Below are 16,997 nucleotides of genomic sequence, written 5' to 3' on the forward strand. Positions count from 1 at the left end.
GCGGTCCGTTACGGGGCTTCGAGGGGCTTGCGCAGCACGGTGCAGTCGCGGCCCCTCTCGCGGTCCTTGGACCTGCGCAGGGTGACGTACCCCTGGGACTGCCAGAAGGCGAGGGCCTTGGGGTTGCCGTCCAGCACGGCGATGCGTACGCCCGCGCGTCCGGCGGCGCGGAAGCGGTCCTCGACCAGGGTGGCGACGGCGCGGCCGTATCCCTCGCGGTGTGCGGTGGCGTCGATGAGCAGCAGGCCGATCCATGGGTCCGGGTCGTCGTCGGCGGGTGCCTGCGCGAGGGTGGCGGCCAGTCCGACGAGGCGGCCGGCGGAGCGGGCGAGGAGCACCTCGGCGCTGTCGTGGGCGAGTTCACCGGCGAGCGCGGCGGCGACCTGTTCGACCGTGATGCGGTCCGGGTCGGGGAAGTCTCCGCTGAGTTCGAAGAACGCGTGGTTCGTCGAGTAGAGGGCGGCGATCTCGGTGAGCACCGGGCCGGGAAGGGCGCCGTCGATCGGGACGAGCGGTTGCAGGATCACCTGCCGAACGGTAGCGAAGCCCCCTCCCCGGACGGCCGGGAGGGGGCTTCACCAGCGCTGGTGTCCGGCGGTTGCCGGACCGGGCGGTCCTAGACGTTGACGCCGAAGTCCTGCGCGATGCCGGTGAGGCCGGAGGCGTAACCCTGGCCGACCGCGCGGAACTTCCACTCGGCGCCGTTGCGGTAGAGCTCGCCGAAGACCATGGCGGTCTCGGTCGCGGCGTCCTCGGAGAGGTCGTAGCGGGCGATCTCGGCGCCGCCGGCCTGGTTCACGACGCGGATGTACGCGTTGCGGACCTGGCCGAAGTTCTGGCTGCGGGCCTCGGCGTCGTAGATGGAGACCGGGAAGACGATCTTGTCCACGTCGGCCGGGAGGCCGGCGAGGTTGACGTTGATGGCCTCGTCGTCGCCCGCGCCCTCGCCGGTGCGGTTGTCACCGGTGTGGACGATGGTCTGGTCCGGGGTGGACTTGTTGTTGAAGAAGACGAAGTGGCCGTCGGAGACGACCTTGCCCGTCGGGTTGACGGCGATGGCCGAGGCGTCGAGGTCGAAGTCGACACCGGTCGTCGTACGGACGTCCCAGCCGAGGCCGACCGTGACGGCAGCGAGGCCCGGGGCCTCCTTCGTGAGCGAGACGTTGCCGCCCTTGGACAGGCTGACAGCCATGGGAATGTCCCTTTCCTCATCCAACATGCACGTACAGGCGGTCAAACTACCGCTGCCCCCTATAACGCGACGAGAGGCCGGTCGGGTTCCCGTCGTGAATTGTCCGTGACGGCGAATCTCCGCGGGCCGGACGGGGCGGGCGGTAAATACGGGTGACGGCGGCCGCGCCGGGGGCGGATCATAGGGGCATGCCTGGTCCTTATGTCATCCGCGGTTCGGTCGTGCTCCCCGAGGGAGAGCTCGCCTGGCGCTTCTCGCGGTCCTCGGGGCCCGGCGGTCAGCACGTGAACACCTCGGACTCCCGTGCGGAGCTGCTGTTCGACCTGGCGGCCACCAAGGCGCTGCCCGAGGTGTGGAAGGAGCGGGCGCTGGAGCGGCTCGCGGCGAGGCTGGTGGACGGGGTGGTGACCGTACGGGCCTCCGAGCACCGCTCGCAGCTGCGCAACCGGGAGATGGCGCTGGTCCGGCTGGCCTCGCTGCTGGCCGAGGCGACGGCGCCGCCGCCGAAGCAGCGCCGGGCGACGAAGATCCCGCGCGGGATCAACGAGCGGCGGCTGCGGGAGAAGAAGGCACGGGCCGAGACCAAGCGCGGCCGCACGGGGCGGGACTGGTAGCCCCGCCCGTGCCCGTCTTACGCATCTCGGGATCCCTGCGGGCGCCACGGGTTCTGCGCGCCGTACGAGCGCTCGGGGCCCTACGAGCCCAGGTGCCGGTAGCGCCCGCGGAAGTACGTCAGCGGCTGTCCGTCCGGGGACGGCAGGCCGGCCGTCAGGACCCGGCCGACGACCAGGGTGTGGTCGCCCGCCTCGACGCGGTTCTCCGTACGGCATTCCAGGGTGGCCAGGGCGCCGCTCAGCAGGGGTGCGCCGGAGGCCTCGCCGCGTACGTACGGCAGGTCGGCGAAGAGCAGCCGGTCGCTGATGCGGCCCTTCATCGCGAAGCGGCCGGCGACCTGGAGCTGGTGGTCGGCGAGGACCGACACCGCCCACAGGGGCTGTTCCGCCAGCAGGTCGTCCATCCGGGAGCCCTCGCGCAGGCTCACCAGGACCAGGGGCGGGTCCAGGGACACGGACATGAAGGCGGTCGCCGTCATGCCGACGTCCTCGCCGCGCGGGCCGTCAGCCGTCAGCGGGGGCTCGTGCGCGGTGATCAGGCACACGCCCGCCGCCAGCCGGGACATCGCGGCCCGGAACTCGTCATTGCTCACTCCCTCAGCATGGGGGGTTCCGTGGGACGGGGCGGGTACGGGGGTCGTCTTCAGCACGCTGAAACGCTAATCTCGCCCTTCCGCGCCGCACATCGGGCCCTGGTCCGAGTCGCGTCCCCGCCCCTTGGCCTAGGCCCGGGCGTATCGTTTGCTCACGGGAATGGGAGGGAGCGCTCCCAGCCGTGCACGACCCCACTGCGCACCGATATTCACCTGATGTGACTTGAGTCACAGAGGGCAAGATTTGTTGACCCTGTGTACCTGCCGCACAGCTCACTGTGATTCAGTGGACGGGACACCGCAACGAAACGCCGATGACAAACCTGGAGTTGCTGTCGAGGTCTCGGGGAGAGCGAGCAATGGAGACCGAGTCGGAGCCGTACGTCCGTCTTGCGACCCTGCGGCAGCTGCACCGGGTGGTGGCCGAGCTCAATACGGCCCGGAGCCTGGCGGACACTCTGCAGACCGTCGTGGACGGCATCGTCGTGGGGCTCGGCTACGAACTCGCCTGTGTCAACCTCGTTCGCCCGGACGGTGATCTCGTCGTCGCCGCCTTCGCCGGCGACCCCGCCGCCGAGGCCCTCATCACCGGCCGCGTCGGCTCCCGCGCCTCCTGGGAACGCCGGCTGACGATGGGTGAGAACTGGGACGGGCTCAGGTTCATCCCGCACACCGAGGGCTGGGTCCTCATGGAGGACGACGTCCCGCAGTGGCACACCGACGGCCCCGATCCGCGCTTCGAGGACGAGTGGCACCCCGAGGACCGGCTCTACGCCCCGATGTATGCGTCCGGCGGGGAACTTCTGGGTGTCATTTCGGTGGACAGACCGCGCAACGGCCGCCGGCCCGGCGCCTGGGGCCGCGAAGCGCTCCAGATGTACGCCTTCCAGGCGGCGATTGCGATCAGCAATGCCAGGCTCCGGGCGAACATGCAGCGCGCGCTCGTCCGGCTGGAGCGCGAGCAGCAGGCGCTGCGGGCCAGTGAAGAGTCGTTCCGCCAGGCCTTCGAGTACGCGCCCAGCGGCATGGCCATCGCAGAGATGGGCGGCGACCAGCACGGCCGGCTGCTGCGGACCAACGACGCGCTGTGCCGGCTGCTCGGGCGGCCCGCCTCCGTCCTGCGCCGCTACTCCTTCTCCGACCTGGTCCACCCCGAGGACATCGGCACCCTGCTGCGCACCTCCGCCGAGGGCGGCCGCGCCGAGCTGCGGCTGGGCCGCCGCGACGGCACGTATGTATGGGTCTCGCTGCGCAACTCCGTCGTCGCGGACGCCGCCGACGGGCCCCGCTTCCTGCTCACGCACGTCGAGGACATCGAGGAGCGCAAGCGGCACGAGCTCCAGCTCGCCCACCGCGCCAGCCACGACTCGCTGACCGGCCTGCCCAACAGCGCCGAGCTGCGGGCCCGGCTCGGCGCCCGGCTGTGCCGTAGGCCACAGTCGGCACGGGCCACCGCGATCGAGGCGCTGGACGCGGCCTTCGAGGGGCGCGACGGATACGACGGGCACACGGCGCACGGGGCCCACGGGGGGCATGCGGCGCCCGCGGCGCACGACGGGCACCCGGTGGGGGCGGAGGCGGGTGGTGCCGGTGAGCACGGGTTTCACGCGGACGGCCCCGACCGGTTCTCCGGGTCCGACCCCTTCGAATTCCCCGGGGCGCCGCCCGCCCCGTCGGACGGTCCCTACGACCACCACGTGCACACGGTGGCGCCCGCGACCGACATCGACGACGGGACGAAGGGACTCGCCGTCCTCTTCTGCGACCTGGACGGCTTCAAGTCGATCAACGACCGGTTCGGGCACCACACGGGCGACGCGGTCCTGATCGAGGTGGCCCGGCGGCTGACGACCGGCGTCAGGGACGGTGACACCGTCGCCCGGCTGGGTGGTGATGAATTCGTCGTCCTGGCCGACGGCCTGGGCGCCGCCGACGCCGCCGACCTCGCCGTCCGGCTGCGCAACGCGATCATCCCGCCGATCCGGGTGGACGGCCGTGCGGTGCGGGTCGGGGCCAGTTTCGGCATCGGATGGGCCAGCTGCGGGATGTCCGCCGACGAGGTGCTGCGCTCCGCCGACCAGCGGATGTACATCGAGAAGAGGTCCCGGTCGAAGGCCCATCGCCGGGCGGGATGACGCGGTCTGCCGCTCGTGGGCGCACGTGTTCGGGGTAGGCTCCCGGGGGTCGAAAGGAGTGACCTGCGATGACGACGCCCGCGAACAACGGCCCGCACGGTGGGGCGAACAAGCCCGAGGACGACGATCCGTTCGGCTATCTCTACGAGGATGGCCAGGCGGCCGGAGCCACCCCGCCCGCATCGGGCGGTGGATACGGCTACCCGGGCGCGTCGGCCGGCGGTCAGCCCGGCGTCCCCCGCACCTCGCACCACCAGGTGCGTACGGTCGGCGAGCGCAGGAACGGCGGCCAGCGCGGCCCCGTCCCGCACCAGCAGGGTCCCGCGCAGCAGCCCCCCGGCTACCAGGCCCAGTACCAGGCCCCGGAAGCGCTCCAGGCGGGCGGCTACAACGTTCCGTCGCAGCAGACGCAGACGGTCGGGCAGCCGGGCGGTCACGGCGGCGGTCGTGGCGGTGCCGGCGGGTCCAGCCGGCGCGGTCTGCTGATCGCGGCCGTCGCGGTGGTCGCCGTGGTCGTGATCGGCATCGTCGCGGCACTGCAGTTCGGTGACAAGGACAAGGGCAAGGAACAGCCCACCGCGAACGAGGGCCAGCAGTCGGCGGCCCCGCAGAACCCGGCCAGCCAGGCCCCGAGCAGCCCGAAGCCCTCGCAGGCCCCGCTGCCGAAGGCCGACTTCGCCGGCAGCGGCATGTCCCTCACGGGCGGTGCGGTGCTGCAGAACACGGTGCCGGGCGCGAAGAGCGAGGGCGGCCAGTACGTGGGCGGCCTCAACGCGCAGGGCGCGGCGGCCACTTGGTCGCTGGAAGTCCCCAAGGCGGGCAAGTACAAGCTGAAGATGACCTACGGGGTGCCGGGCAAGGACGCCAACACCACGCTGACCATCAACGGCGAGGCGCAGACCCGGCCGGTCAACATGGCGAACTTCTCCAAGGCCGCCGCGGGTGACTGGGCCAAGGGCTGGACCAACACCTACTCGCTGGTGGAACTCAAGCAGGGCGCCAACACGATCAAGATCTCGTGCGAGGCGGGCAACCAGTGCGAGGTCGTCCTCGACCAGCTCTGGCTGGAGCAGGGCTGATCCGCCCCGCGCCCCCGTCGGCCCGCCCCGGCCCGCCCCGGCCAGGCCGGCCAGGCCGTCCAGGCCGGCTAGGCCGTCGTGATCTTCACCGACCCCCGTACCTCCTCGTAGGTGCGGGGGTCGAAGTCTCCCGCCACCGGGGCGAGGACCGTGGCCGCGGAGAGGGCGACCGCGCGGGTGAGGCGTTCCGGCCAGTCCAGGCCCTCCGCCAGCGCGGACAGCAGGCCGGCGACCGCGGAGTCGCCGGCTCCGGTCGGGTTGCCGGAGAGCCGGCGCGGTGGGGCCGCCCGCCAGCAGCCCTCGGCGGTGGCGGCCAGCAGGCCGTCCGGGCCGAGTGAGGTGACCACCGCGTGGGCGCCCCGGCGGCGGGCGTCCCGGGTGGCGGGGAGCGGGTCGCGGGATCCGGTGAGCTCGGCGAGTTCGGCGGCGTTCGGCTTGATGATCTCCGGGCGGGCGGCGACCCCGCGGCGCAGGGCCTCGCCGCCGGTGTCCAGCAGGACGGGCACCCCGGCCGCGCGGGCCGACCGTACGAGCAGCGCGTACGCGCCCACCGGCACGCCCGGCGGGAGGCTGCCGCACAGGGCGACGGCCCGGGCACCGGACACGAGGTCCTCGTAGCGCGCGAGGAAGCGCGACCACTCGGCTGCCGTGATCAGCGGCCCCGGCTCGTTGAACTGCGTGGTGTCGCCGGAGGCCGCGTCGGCCACGGCGACCGTGCGGCGGGTGGTGCCCGCGCAGGGCACCAGGGCGTCGACCACCCCCGGGGACCGTGCGAGCAGCCCCCGGACGACGGAGCCGACGGGGCCGCCGGCGAAGCCCGTCGCGGTCACCTCGTGGCCGAGGGCGGCCAGGACGTGCGCGACGTTGATCCCCTTGCCGCCGGCGCGTTCGGTGACGGCGGAGACCCGGTGCGAGGCGTGCGGAAGCAGCCTCGGCACTTGGTACGTGACGTCGAGTGCGGTGTTGAGCGTCACGGTAAGGATCATCGGCACTCCCGGGTCTGATGCTGCCGGGATCATGCCAAACGCAGGGCGGTCGGCCCAGTCCCGGGGCCGACCGTTTTCCCTCCGTACGGCCGCTCGGCCGTCAGATCACCGGTCAGGAGGGCGGGCTGACGATCCATTCGCCGCGCCGCATGACTGCGGTGACGTCGAACGCGGCGTCCAGCACGACGAGGTCCGCGTACTTGCCGGGCTCCAGCGAGCCGATCTCGTCGTACAGGCCGATCAGCTTGGCCGGGTTGGCGGAGATCGCCTGGACCACGGACTCCACCGGCAGCTTGTCGAGGGTCACCGAGCGCTTGAACGCGGTGTCCAGGGTCAGCGTCGATCCGGCGATGGAGCCGCCCTCCACCAGCCGTGCCACGCCGTGCTTGACCTCGACCTCCAGCGGGCCCAGGTGGTAGGTCCCGTCGCCGAAGCCGGCCGCGTCCATCGCGTCGGTGATCAGCGCGACGCGGTGCGCGCCCGCGTGGTGGAAGGCCAGTTCCAGGGCCGCCGGGTGGAGGTGGGTGCCGTCGTTGATGAGCTCGACGGTGATGCGCTCGTCCTCCAGCAGTGCGGCGATCGGGCCGGGTTCGCGGTGGGCGAGGGGCGGCATCGCGTTGAAGAGGTGGGTGGCCACGGTCGCGCCCGCGTCGATGGCTGCGCGCGTCTGCTCGTACGTGGCGTCCGTGTGGCCGATCGCCGCGATGACCCCGTGTTCGGCGAGCAGCCGTACGGAGTCCAGGCCGCCCGGCAGCTCGGTGGCGAGGGTGAACATGCGGGCGGCGCCGTGCGCGGCATCGATCAGCTTGCGGACCTCGGCCGGGTCGGGGTCGCGGAGCAGGTCCTCCTTGTGGGCGCCCTTGCGGCAGGGGTTGATGAACGGCCCCTCGAAGTGGATGCCCGCGATCTCGCCCGCCTGCGTCAGCTCGGCGAGCAGGCCCGCCCGGCGGGCCAGTTCGTCCAGGTCCCCGGTGACGGTGGAGGCGACCAGGGTGGTGGTGCCGTGCTCGCGGTGGGTGCGGACGCCCCTCAGGACGTCCTCGGCGGTGCCGGAGGTGAACGAGGCGCCGCCGCCGCCGTGGTTGTGCATGTCGACGAAGCCGGGGACGATCCAGTGCCCGGTCAGGTCGACGGTCCGCGCACCCTCGTGGGCGCTGCCTGCGATCCGGTCGCCGTCGACGATGACCCTGCCGTTCGCCACCGTTCCGGTGGGCAGCACCACCCTGGCGCCCGAAAGAACAGTGCTGTGCGCGCTTCCGGACATCAGGCAGGTACCTCCGTGGCGAGTAGGTCCCAGGCGAGCAGCCCTGCGCCCAGGCATCCGGCGGTGTCCCCGAGGGCAGCCGGAACGATGTGGGGGAGCCGCTGGAACGTCACGCGCTCCTCCACGGCCGTCCGTAGTGGTGTGAACAAGGTCTCCCCGGCCTCCGCCAGCCCGCCGCCGATGATCAGCGTGCGCGGGTCCAGCAGGGTGATGGCGGTGACCAGTCCGTCGGCGAGGGCGCCGACGGCGGCCAGCCAGACTTCCCGGGCGCGCGCGTCCCCGGACGCGACGGCCTTGGCGCAGTCCGCGGCGTCGGCCTCCGGGTCGCCGGAGGCGGCCGCCCAGGCGCGGCTGACGGCCGCGGCGGAGGCGAGGGTCTCCAGGCAGCCGTGCTGGCCGCAGCCGCAGGCGGGGCCGCCCGGGCGCACCACGATGTGCCCGATCTCGCCCGCGTACCCGTGGGCTCCGGCCTCGATGCGGCCGGCGATGCCGATGGCTCCGGCGATGCCGGTGCCGAGCGGGACGAAGAGGAAGCGGTCGGCGCCCCGGCCGGCGCCGATGCGGCCCTCGGCGAGCCCGCCCGTGCGCACGTCGTGGCCGAGGGCCACCGGGATGCCGCCGAGGCGGCCGCTGAGCAGCGCGCGCATCGGTACGTCGCGCCAGCCCAGGTTCGCCGCGTAGACGGCGATCCCGTTCTCGGCGTCGACGATGCCCGGGACGGCGACGCCGGCGGCCGAGGCGGGCCGTCCGAAGCGTTCCCGGCCGGTGTCGAGCAGTTCGGCGGCGAAGTCCTGGATCGTCTCGACGACGGCGTCGGGGCCCCGGTCGCGGCCGGTGGCCCGGCGCGCTTCGTGGAGCAGGGTGCCGTCGCCTGCGACGAGGGCGGCCTTCATCCCGGTGCCGCCCACATCGAGGGCGATGACGTGTTTCACGGGTTTCACAGAGACAGTCTCGCGTGCTCGGCGGGGAAAGGTCTAGTCCAATGAGGGAGATTGTTGAGCGGCCATACAAATTCGGGACCCAGGTCGGGAGCCCGATGTGGACGAGCCGCCAAAGTGGTGTAGACCTTACGTGGATCGTACGTACAAGAAGGGGTGGATGGAGAACTGTGAAGGGCCGTTACCTGAGCCTGGCCGCGTCCGGCGCCGCGCTGTGCCTGACTGCCGTGACGCTGACGGGCTGCGGAGCCATCGGCGGGCTCACCGGAGACAACGAGGTGACCCTGCGGGTCGTGGCGGCCGACTACGGGGACAATCCGCAGAACTCCTCCGAGGCGTACTGGAAGGACCTCGCCGCGGGCTTCGAGAAGGCCAACCCGGGCACCAAGGTCGAGGTCAGCGTCTACTCCTGGTCCGAGGTCGACGCCAAGGTCGCCGAGATGGTCAAGGCCGGCAAGGCCCCCGACATAGCCCAGATCGGCGCCTACTCCGACTACGCGGCCGCCGGCAAGCTGTACTCGGCGGAAGAGCTGCTCTCCGTGAAGACCGAGGCCGACTTCCTCGGGCCGCTCGCGGACGCCGGCAAGGTCAAGCAGGTCCAGTACGGCATGCCCTTCGTCTCCAGCACCCGCCTGCTCTTCTACAACGAGAAGCTGCTCGCCGACGCCGGCGTGATCGGCAAGGACGCCAAGGGCTGGCAGCCGAAGAGCTGGGCGGACCTCGAAGCCGCCGCCAAGAAGCTCAAGGCCGCGAACGTGCCCACCCCCTTCGCGCTGCCGCTGGGCCGCGAGGAGGCGCAGGCCGAGACGATGATGTGGATGCTCGCGGGCGGTGGCGGCTACACCGACAACGAGGAGTCGTACTCGATCGACTCCGCCCCCAACGTCAAGGCACTGGAGTTCCTGCGGGACAAGATGGTCGGCCAGGGGCTGACCGGCCCCGTGGAGCCCGGCAAGCTGGACCGCCAGGCCGCCTTCGACGGCTTCACCAAGGGCGAGGTCGGCATGCTCAACGGGCACCCGACGCTGCTCAAGCAGGCCGCGGCCAAGGGCGTGAAGTTCGGCATGGTGCCGCTGCCCACGTCCGACGGCAGCGACCAGCCCGCGATGGGCGTCGCGGACTGGGTCATGGCCTTCAAGAACGGCCACCGCCAGCAGTCCGGCAAGTTCCTGGACTTCCTGTACCAGCCGAAGAACGTGACGGCCTTCACCGAGAAGTACGACCTGCTGCCCGCCACCACCAGCGGCTACCAGGCCAAGCAGGCCGCCACCGGCGGCTCGGCCCCGCAGCTGAAGCCCTTCCTGGCCGCACTGCCCAGCTCCCGGCTGTACCCGGTCGGCAAGAAGTCCTGGGCGGGCGTCAGCGAGGACATCAAGCAGAACATCGGCAAGACCGTCCAGCCGGGCGGACAGCCCGCGAAGGTGCTGGAGCAGATCGCCACCGCCGCCCGGGCCGCGGACCCGCGCTGACCGGTGGCGGCGGGCCGGGTGTCAGAGCGCGGCGTTAATCTGGCGGTATGACGGACGAGGGGCAGCTGACGGCCACGGAGGCCGCGGTGCTCGCGTACGAGGGACGCACCTGGCCCGGGCCCGGAGCCAAGGAACGGGCCATCCGGGAAGGGCTGGGGATGACCCCCGTCCGCTACTACCAGTTGCTCAACGCACTCATGGACGACCCGCGGGCACTGGCCCACGCCCCGGGCACGGTGAACCGGCTGCGCAGGATCCGCGAGGCCCAGCGAGCCCGGCGATAGCCGTAGCCGTGGCACCGCCCGGCCGTTAGGGTCGTGCGTATGGGGAGTCATCCGCACGACCTGCCGATGCCCGTCACCGCAGCCGGACGCGAGGGACTCGCGGCACTGCTGCGCGCACCCCGCCGGTCCGTGGTCGCCCTGGACTTCGACGGCACCCTCGCCGACATCGTCCCGGACCCGGACCAGGCCCGAGCCCACCCCGGAGCCGTCCCGGCCCTGTCCGTACTCGCCCCCGAGGTCGACTCGGTGGCGGTGATCACCGGACGGCCGGCGGGCGTCGCCGTCCGCTACGGGGGCTTCGCCGGAGTCCCCGGCCTGCAGCACCTGGTCGTCCTCGGCCACTACGGAGCCGAACGGTGGGACGCCGTCAGCGGCATCGTCCACGCGCCCGCCGAGCACCCCGGGGTGGCGGCGGTCCGGGCGGAGCTGCCGGGGTTCCTGGACTCCATCGGGGCCTGGCGCGGCACCTGGATCGAGGAGAAGGGCCGGGCGCTGGCCGTGCACACCCGGCGGGCGGAGGACCCGGCGGCGGCCTTCGCGGCGCTGCGGGAGCCGCTGGCGGAGCTCGCGGCCCGGCACGGGCTGATGGTCGAGCCGGGGCGGGCGGTTCTGGAACTGAGGCCGCCCGGCATGGACAAGGGCGTCGCCCTGACCGAGTTCCTGGCGGAGCGGGGCGCGGAGGCGGTGCTGTACGCGGGTGACGACCTGGGTGACCTGGCGGCGTACTCGGCGGTCGAGAAGCGCCGGGCCGAGGGGCTGCCGGGGCTGCTGGTGTGCAGTGGCTCTGCCGAGGTCCCCGAGCTCGCCGCCCGCGCCGACCTCGTCCTCCCGGGCCCGGGCACGGTCGCGGCCTTCCTGGCCGCCCTGGCCGAAGCCATCCGGGACTGACCTTTCCGCTGCCGTCCGCGGCGCCGCGGGTCGGGGGCCGGCCCCCGAACCCCCGCGCCTCAAACGCCGGCGAGGCCGGGATTGGCGGGGCTAGCCCTGGATCCCCCGCGCCTCAAACGCCTGCGAGGCGGGGATTGGCGGGGCCAGCCCCGGATCCCCCGCGCCTCAAACGCCGGCGAGGCTGGATGTGGGCCGGCGCCGCCGGGATATCCAGCCCCTCCGGCGTTTGAGGAGCGGGGTCCGGGGCGGAGCCCCGGCAGCGGCGCCGCAGGGTGGTCAGTCGGTCAGAGCGGAGAGCTGGGCCGTGAACCACTGGGTCGGGGGGAGGGCCGTCGCCGCCGCCGCGAGGCGTTTGGTGCGTTCCGCGCGCTCCCCCACCGGCATGGCCAGCGCCGCGTGCAGCGCGTCCGCCGTCGCCGTCACGTCGTACGGGTTCACCGTCAGCGCGTCCTGCCGGAGCTCCTCGTACGCCCCCGCCCCGGTGGACAGCACCAGCACGCACCCCGCCTCCGACACCACCGGGATCTCCTTCGCCACCAGGTTCATCCCGTCCCGCACCGGGTTCACCAGCGCCACGTCCGCCAGCCGGTACGCCGCCAGCGAGCGCGCGAAGTCGTCCTTCACCGACACCAGCACCGGCTGCCAGTCCTCCGTGCCGAACTCCGCGTTGATCTCCGCCGCCAGCTCCGCCACCGCCGCCGTGTAGTTCCGGTACACCGCCAGGTCCTGCCGCGACGGGTACGCCGACGCCAGGTGGACCACCCGGCCCCGCCACTGCGGGCGCGTGGTCAGCAGTTCCCGGTAGGCCAGCAGGCCGCGCAGGATGTTCTTCGACAATTCCGTGCGGTCCACGCGGACGATCGTCCGCAGCCCGTCGACCTCCGCCCGCAGCTCCGCCAGCTTCGCGTTCACCTCCGGCCGGTGCGCCAGCGACCGCAGCTCGTCCCCGTCCACGCCCAGCGGGTACGCGCGCACCTGCGTGGTGCGGGTGGGCCACACCGTGTACCGGCGGTGCTCCACCACCGAGCCGTCGCGCACCTCGGACCGCCCCCACGCGTCGTCCAGCCGCGCCGAGCCCAGGAACTCGGCCGCCCACGCCTCGGTGTGGAAGCCGAGCACGTCCGCGCCGAGCATGCCCCACAGCAGGGTCTCGCGGACCGTGTCCGGCAGCATGGCGAGATAGCCGGGCGCGGCCCACGGGGTGTGCGTGAAGTGCGCGATCCGCAGGTCGGGGCGGAGCACCCGCAGCAGCCCGGGCACCAGGGCCAGGTGGTAGTCCTGGACCAGCACCTGCGCGCCCTCGGCGGCCTCCTCGGCCAGGGCCTCGGCGAAGGCGTGGTTGTAGCGCTCGTACGACTCCCACTGCCGCCGGAACCCGGCGTCGAAGACCGGCTCGCGCGGGATGTCGTACAGGTGGTGGTGCGTGAACCACAGCACAGAATTGGCGATCCCGTTGTACGCGTCGTCATACATCGTGGGATCGATGTCCAGCATCCGGACGCCCGGTTCGGCCACCCCCTGGCGGACCGCCTCCCGGTCCGCGTCCGACAGCGCCGCGCAGATCCACAACGCCTCCGGCTGCTCGGCGAGGGCCGTGGAGAGTCCGGAGACCAGACCGCCCCCGCCGCGCCGGGCGCTGAGCGTCCCGTCCTCGGCGAGGGCGTAGGAGAGGGGGCCGCGGTTCGCTGCGACGAGCACCTGGGAAGCCATGCGGCCAACCTAGCCCGGCCCGGGCCCGCTCAAACCGTACGTTCCCTCACGCCACGCGACGCAGCGCGTACTCCTTGATGCCCGCCATCGGCGGCCGCTCCTCGGTGTCCACGGGATGTGTCCGCGGTACGAAGCCCTCCGGCCCGCGCTCGAACTGAGTGAGCTCCGGCCGTACGAGGTGACCGCGCGAGAGCCGTACCTGGGCGGTGCGGTAGATCGCCGCGGCCATCCGGCCCAGCGCCTGCCCGTCCTGGTGGCGGTGGACGCGTACGCCCACGTCCACCTGGGCCAGCGCGTCCAGCCCGACCGTGTGCAGCGCGTCGACCAGCAGGCCCAGCTCGACGCCGTACCCGACGGGGAACGGCAGCCGTTCCAGCAGGGAGCGGCGTACGGCGTACTCGCCGCCCAGCGGCTGCACGAAGCCGGCCAGTTGCGGCCAGTGGAGGTTGAGGAGCGGGCGGGCGACCAGCTCGGTGACCCGGCCGCCCTGGCCCGGGGTGTCCCCGAGCGGCCGGTCGTACATCGCCTTGACGAACTGCACGTCGGGGTCGGTCAGCAGCGGGCCGACGATGCCGGAGACGAAGGTGGCGGAGAAGTCCCGCAGGTCGGCGTCGACGAAGCAGACGATGTCCCCGTCCGTGGCCAGCAGCGAGCGCCACAGCACCTCGCCCTTGCCGGGCAGCGCCGGGAGCCGGGGCAGGATCTCGTCGCGGTGCACCACCCGGGCCCCGGCCTTCGCCGCGACCTCCGCGGTCCGGTCGGCGGAGCCCGAGTCGATGACGACCAGCTCGTCCACCAGGGGGACCGGCAGTCCCTCGATCAGCTCACGCCGGACGGTCTCGACGATCGCCCCGACCGTCGCCTCCTCGTCCAGCGCGGGCAGCACGACGCTGACCGTGGTCCCGGCCGCCCGTTTCCGGTCGAGCAGCTGGTCGAGCGGTCGGTCGGCGGCGGACCAGGAGCGGTCGGCCAGCCATCGCTCCACCTCTTCCAGCACCCTCAGCACTCCCTGCGTGTCGGCGATATTCGCCCTTATGTGATCCATCTCGCGGTTCGGACGGCTGTCTCAACCGCCCGGGCCTTCGGTTACAGTCTTGAACAACGCGAAGGACCACCGCATGCCGGGGGTCCCCGCGTACAAACGCACCGGCGCGCCACAGAGCGCGTGTGCCGGTGCCATACCGCTCATCCAGAGGGGCAGAGGGACACGGCCCGTTGAAGCCCCGGCAACCCTCCAGTCGGTTCTCGCGATCGCGCGTCAGCGCTCGTCAGCGAGGTCCCCGGCTAGGGAAGGTGCCAATTCCGTCTCATGGCGAAGTGCGCCATGGGGAAGATGAGGAGAAAGGGCCTCGCCATCATGGCTGCACAGACTGTCGCCACCTCTGTTGATCTCGGACCTGCCACCGGCCTTTCCTGTCGCGAGTGCGGTACCCGCTTCGAGCTCGGCCCCATCTTCGCGTGCGCCGAATGCTTCGGACCGCTGGAAGTCGCCTACGACCTCCCGACCGGTGACCCCGAAGCGCTGCGCGCCGCGATCGAGGCCGGCCCGAACAACATCTGGCGCTACGCGCCGCTGCTGCCCGTCCCCGCGGACGTGGCCGCCAAGCCCAGCCTGAACCCCGGCTTCACCAAGCTCGTGGACGCGGCCAACCTGGCCAAGGAGCTGGGCATCACCGGCAAGCTCTACGTCAAGGACGACTCCGGCAACCCGACGCACTCCTTCAAGGACCGCGTCGTGGCCATCGCCGTCGAGGCCGCCCGTGCCTTCGGCTTCACCACCCTGTCCTGCTCCTCGACCGGCAACCTGGCCGGCGCCGTCGGCGCCGCGGCCGCCCGGGCCGGCTTCCGCTCCTGCGTGTTCATCCCGCACGACCTGGAGCAGGGCAAGGTCGTCATGGCCGGTGTGTACGGCGGCGACCTGGTCGGCATCGAGGGCAACTACGACGACGTCAACCGCTTCTGCTCCGAGCTCATCGGCGACCCGCTGGGCGAGGGCTGGGGCTTCGTCAACGTCAACCTGCGTCCGTACTACGGCGAGGGCTCCAAGACGCTCGCGTACGAGATCTGCGAGCAGCTCGGCTGGCAGCTGCCCGACCAGATCGTGATCCCGATCGCGTCCGGCTCGCAGCTGACGAAGATCGACAAGGGTCTGCAGGAGCTCATCAAGCTCGGCCTCGTCGAGGACAAGCCGTACAAGATCTTCGGCGCCCAGGCCGAGGGCTGCTCCCCGGTGTCCACCGCCTTCAAGGCCGGTCACGACGTGGTCCGCCCGCAGAAGCCGAACACCATCGCCAAGTCGCTGGCCATCGGCAACCCGGCGGACGGCCCGTACGTCCTGGACATCGCCCGCCGCACCGGCGGTTTCGTCGAGGACGTCACCGACGAGCAGGTCGTCGAGGCCATCAAGATCCTCGCGCAGACCGAGGGCATCTTCGCGGAGACCGCGGGCGGTGTGACCGTCGGCGTGACGAAGAAGCTCATCGACAACGGGCAGCTCGACCCGACGCTGACCACCGTCGTCCTCAACACCGGTGACGGCCTCAAGACCCTGGAGGCGGTGGCCGCGGACAGCGGGCAGACCGCCACCATCCGCCCGAGCCTGGACGCGTTCCGCGCCGCCGGCCTGGCCTGACCCCTTCTCCTCCGCCCTACCGGAAAGGCAGTAGCGCCATGAGCGTCAACGTCCGCATCCCCACCATCCTGCGCACCTACACCGGCGGCGTCGCCGAGGTCCCGGCCGAGGGCGCGACCCTCGCCGAGGTCATCGAGTCCCTGGAGAAGAACCACCCGGGCATCGCCGCGCGCGTCCTGGACGACCAGGGCAAGCTGCGCCGTTTCGTGAACGTCTACGTCAACGACGACGACGTGCGCTTCGAGGGCGGGCTGCAGGCGGCGACGCCCGACGGCGCCGGCGTCTCGATCATCCCGGCCGTCGCCGGCGGTTGCTGATTCCCCGGATCTCCCCGGTCGCATCCCCGTCGTCGCCCAGGTGACACGCGCAAACCGAAATTGCCCCCTCCGCAAAAGCGGAGGGGGCAATTCTGCTTGATTGGGCGCGGTAGGGTTGGGGAAGTCCCCTCCGCTGTTCTTGCCCCCTGCATATGAACGGGCCGCGCAAGGGTCGACATCGGGCCAACATGCGAGTGCGGTATGGGCCTTTGGTGAGATATGTCAGGCCCGAGTTGCCCGGGAGTATGGCAAATTTTCACTCTATTTCAATGTTTCCCGGTGTCCAGAATTCTCATCGGATTGACCTGTTGCAGACAGCATCCGCGCAGATACATTCAGCCTCGGTCGACGCGTTCCGACGCAAGTTCTGACCCGGGATCGTGAAGTGCGTTCCTGCGCAAGGGCCAGTAATAGGGGAGTTAGGCATGGCTCAGGGCACCGTCAAGTGGTTCAACGCGGAGAAGGGCTACGGCTTCATCGCGGTCGACGGTGGTGCGGATGTGTTCGTCCACTACAGCGCCATCCAGATGGACGGGTACCGCACCCTTGAAGAGGGTCAGCGGGTCGAGTTCGAGATCTCGCAGGGCCAGAAGGGTCCGCAGGCGGACATGGTCAAGCTCGCACTCGGCTAGTCCTGGCGCGATCGACCACCGACGCACAGTCGTCAGCGAAGACCTGGCACACCACGAGGGGCCCACATCCTGGACACGGGATGGGGGCCCCTCGTGGTGTGCCCGGTAGTAGCGGGGCGTTGCGCGAAGCCGCTTGCACTCGGAGGGGTCGAGTGCTAATCATTGGCGTTAGCACTCTCCACGTGAGAGTGCTACTGAAACGAGGACCGGGTCGGTGAGGCCCGCAGGGTCCGGCGGGAAGGAACCGCCGGGCACGCAGGCCGT

Annotated in this window: 17 protein-coding genes and 1 riboswitch; of the genes, 9 read left to right on the forward strand and 8 right to left on the reverse strand. The window is 71.7% G+C overall.

Going from position 1 to position 16,997, the window contains the following annotated elements:
- Positions 1 to 8 precede the first annotated feature (8 nt).
- Together KO717_RS20090 and KO717_RS20095 are read right to left on the reverse strand one after the other, a co-directional pair.
- Entirely contained in the window at positions 9 to 527 is a 519-nt protein-coding gene (locus KO717_RS20090; protein WP_301369946.1) for a GNAT family N-acetyltransferase, read from the reverse strand.
- A gap of 89 nt (positions 528 to 616) precedes the next feature.
- Positions 617 to 1,192, reverse strand: a complete 576-nt coding sequence (locus tag KO717_RS20095) for a TerD family protein (protein ID WP_030718836.1) — start codon at positions 1,190 to 1,192, stop codon at positions 617 to 619.
- Positions 1,193 to 1,380: 188 nt separating this feature from the next.
- On the opposite strand from KO717_RS20095, the gene arfB reads away from it, so the two are divergent.
- On the forward strand, positions 1,381 to 1,806 hold the full coding sequence (gene arfB, locus KO717_RS20100; RefSeq protein ID WP_030727527.1) for an alternative ribosome rescue aminoacyl-tRNA hydrolase ArfB: 426 nt from the start codon (positions 1,381 to 1,383) through the stop codon (positions 1,804 to 1,806).
- Between the two features lie 80 nt (positions 1,807 to 1,886).
- On the opposite strand, the gene KO717_RS20105 is transcribed toward arfB, so the two are convergent.
- Positions 1,887 to 2,456, reverse strand: a complete 570-nt coding sequence (locus KO717_RS20105; protein ID WP_301369948.1) for a flavin reductase family protein — start codon at positions 2,454 to 2,456, stop codon at positions 1,887 to 1,889.
- 302 nt (positions 2,457 to 2,758) lie between these two features.
- Here KO717_RS20105 and cdgB point away from each other — a divergent pair, with 302 nt between their 5' ends.
- Both cdgB and KO717_RS20115 read left to right on the forward strand, forming a co-directional pair.
- Entirely contained in the window at positions 2,759 to 4,534 is a 1,776-nt protein-coding gene (gene cdgB / locus KO717_RS20110; RefSeq protein WP_301369950.1) for a diguanylate cyclase CdgB, read from the forward strand.
- Between the two features lie 68 nt (positions 4,535 to 4,602).
- Positions 4,603 to 5,613: a CBM35 domain-containing protein gene (locus KO717_RS20115; RefSeq protein ID WP_301369952.1), complete on the forward strand. Its 1,011-nt coding sequence runs from the start codon at positions 4,603 to 4,605 to the stop codon at positions 5,611 to 5,613.
- A 68-nt stretch (positions 5,614 to 5,681) separates the two neighbouring features.
- On the opposite strand, the gene KO717_RS20120 is transcribed toward KO717_RS20115, so the two are convergent.
- The 3 genes from KO717_RS20120 to KO717_RS20130 all read right to left on the reverse strand — a co-directional run bounded on the left by KO717_RS20120 (position 5,682) and on the right by KO717_RS20130 (position 8,795).
- On the reverse strand, positions 5,682 to 6,599 hold the full coding sequence (locus tag KO717_RS20120; RefSeq protein WP_301369954.1) for a 1-phosphofructokinase family hexose kinase: 918 nt from the start codon (positions 6,597 to 6,599) through the stop codon (positions 5,682 to 5,684).
- Positions 6,600 to 6,711: 112 nt separating this feature from the next.
- On the reverse strand, positions 6,712 to 7,863 hold the full coding sequence (gene nagA / locus KO717_RS20125) for an N-acetylglucosamine-6-phosphate deacetylase (RefSeq protein WP_301369956.1): 1,152 nt from the start codon (positions 7,861 to 7,863) through the stop codon (positions 6,712 to 6,714).
- Positions 7,863 to 8,795, reverse strand: a complete 933-nt coding sequence (locus KO717_RS20130; RefSeq protein WP_301374627.1) for an ROK family protein — start codon at positions 8,793 to 8,795, stop codon at positions 7,863 to 7,865. Before KO717_RS20130 ends, nagA begins: the two co-directional genes overlap by 1 nt.
- A gap of 176 nt (positions 8,796 to 8,971) precedes the next feature.
- Here KO717_RS20130 and KO717_RS20135 point away from each other — a divergent pair, with 176 nt between their 5' ends.
- From KO717_RS20135 to otsB, 3 genes are read left to right on the forward strand one after another with little or no spacing between them, the layout of a single operon-like run.
- On the forward strand, positions 8,972 to 10,270 hold the full coding sequence (locus KO717_RS20135) for an extracellular solute-binding protein (protein ID WP_301369957.1): 1,299 nt from the start codon (positions 8,972 to 8,974) through the stop codon (positions 10,268 to 10,270).
- 47 nt (positions 10,271 to 10,317) lie between these two features.
- Positions 10,318 to 10,554 carry a DUF3263 domain-containing protein gene (locus KO717_RS20140; RefSeq protein WP_030031449.1) on the forward strand — a complete coding sequence of 79 codons (237 nt, stop codon included), beginning with the start codon at positions 10,318 to 10,320 and terminating at the stop codon, positions 10,552 to 10,554.
- A gap of 39 nt (positions 10,555 to 10,593) precedes the next feature.
- Positions 10,594 to 11,442 (forward strand): trehalose-phosphatase, encoded by an 849-nt coding sequence (otsB, locus tag KO717_RS20145; RefSeq protein ID WP_301369961.1) that lies wholly within the window; start codon positions 10,594 to 10,596, stop codon positions 11,440 to 11,442.
- A 276-nt stretch (positions 11,443 to 11,718) separates the two neighbouring features.
- Here otsB and KO717_RS20150 read toward each other — a convergent pair whose 3' ends face one another.
- Together KO717_RS20150 and KO717_RS20155 are read right to left on the reverse strand one after the other, a co-directional pair.
- The gene (locus KO717_RS20150; RefSeq protein WP_301369962.1) at positions 11,719 to 13,152 is read right to left on the reverse strand and encodes an alpha,alpha-trehalose-phosphate synthase (UDP-forming); all 1,434 of its coding nucleotides are present in this window, start codon (positions 13,150 to 13,152) and stop codon (positions 11,719 to 11,721) included.
- A 46-nt stretch (positions 13,153 to 13,198) separates the two neighbouring features.
- Positions 13,199 to 14,149, reverse strand: a complete 951-nt coding sequence (locus tag KO717_RS20155; RefSeq protein ID WP_301369963.1) for a glucosyl-3-phosphoglycerate synthase — start codon at positions 14,147 to 14,149, stop codon at positions 13,199 to 13,201.
- A 185-nt stretch (positions 14,150 to 14,334) separates the two neighbouring features.
- A riboswitch (SAM riboswitch) is annotated at positions 14,335 to 14,492 on the forward strand.
- Between the two features lie 17 nt (positions 14,493 to 14,509).
- Here KO717_RS20155 and thrC point away from each other — a divergent pair.
- The 3 genes from thrC (at position 14,510) to KO717_RS20170 (ending at position 16,733) form a co-directional block, all read left to right on the forward strand.
- A complete protein-coding gene (gene thrC, locus KO717_RS20160; protein ID WP_301369964.1) occupies positions 14,510 to 15,784 on the forward strand; it encodes a threonine synthase in 1,275 nt (424 codons plus the stop codon).
- A 38-nt stretch (positions 15,785 to 15,822) separates the two neighbouring features.
- Entirely contained in the window at positions 15,823 to 16,101 is a 279-nt protein-coding gene (locus KO717_RS20165) for a MoaD/ThiS family protein (protein WP_033223628.1), read from the forward strand.
- Between the two features lie 425 nt (positions 16,102 to 16,526).
- The gene (locus tag KO717_RS20170) at positions 16,527 to 16,733 is read left to right on the forward strand and encodes a cold-shock protein (protein ID WP_030009783.1); all 207 of its coding nucleotides are present in this window, start codon (positions 16,527 to 16,529) and stop codon (positions 16,731 to 16,733) included.
- Positions 16,734 to 16,997 lie beyond the last annotated feature (264 nt).

The organism is Streptomyces xanthophaeus, assembly GCF_030440515.1.
Taxonomy (GTDB): domain Bacteria; phylum Actinomycetota; class Actinomycetes; order Streptomycetales; family Streptomycetaceae; genus Streptomyces; species Streptomyces kutzneri.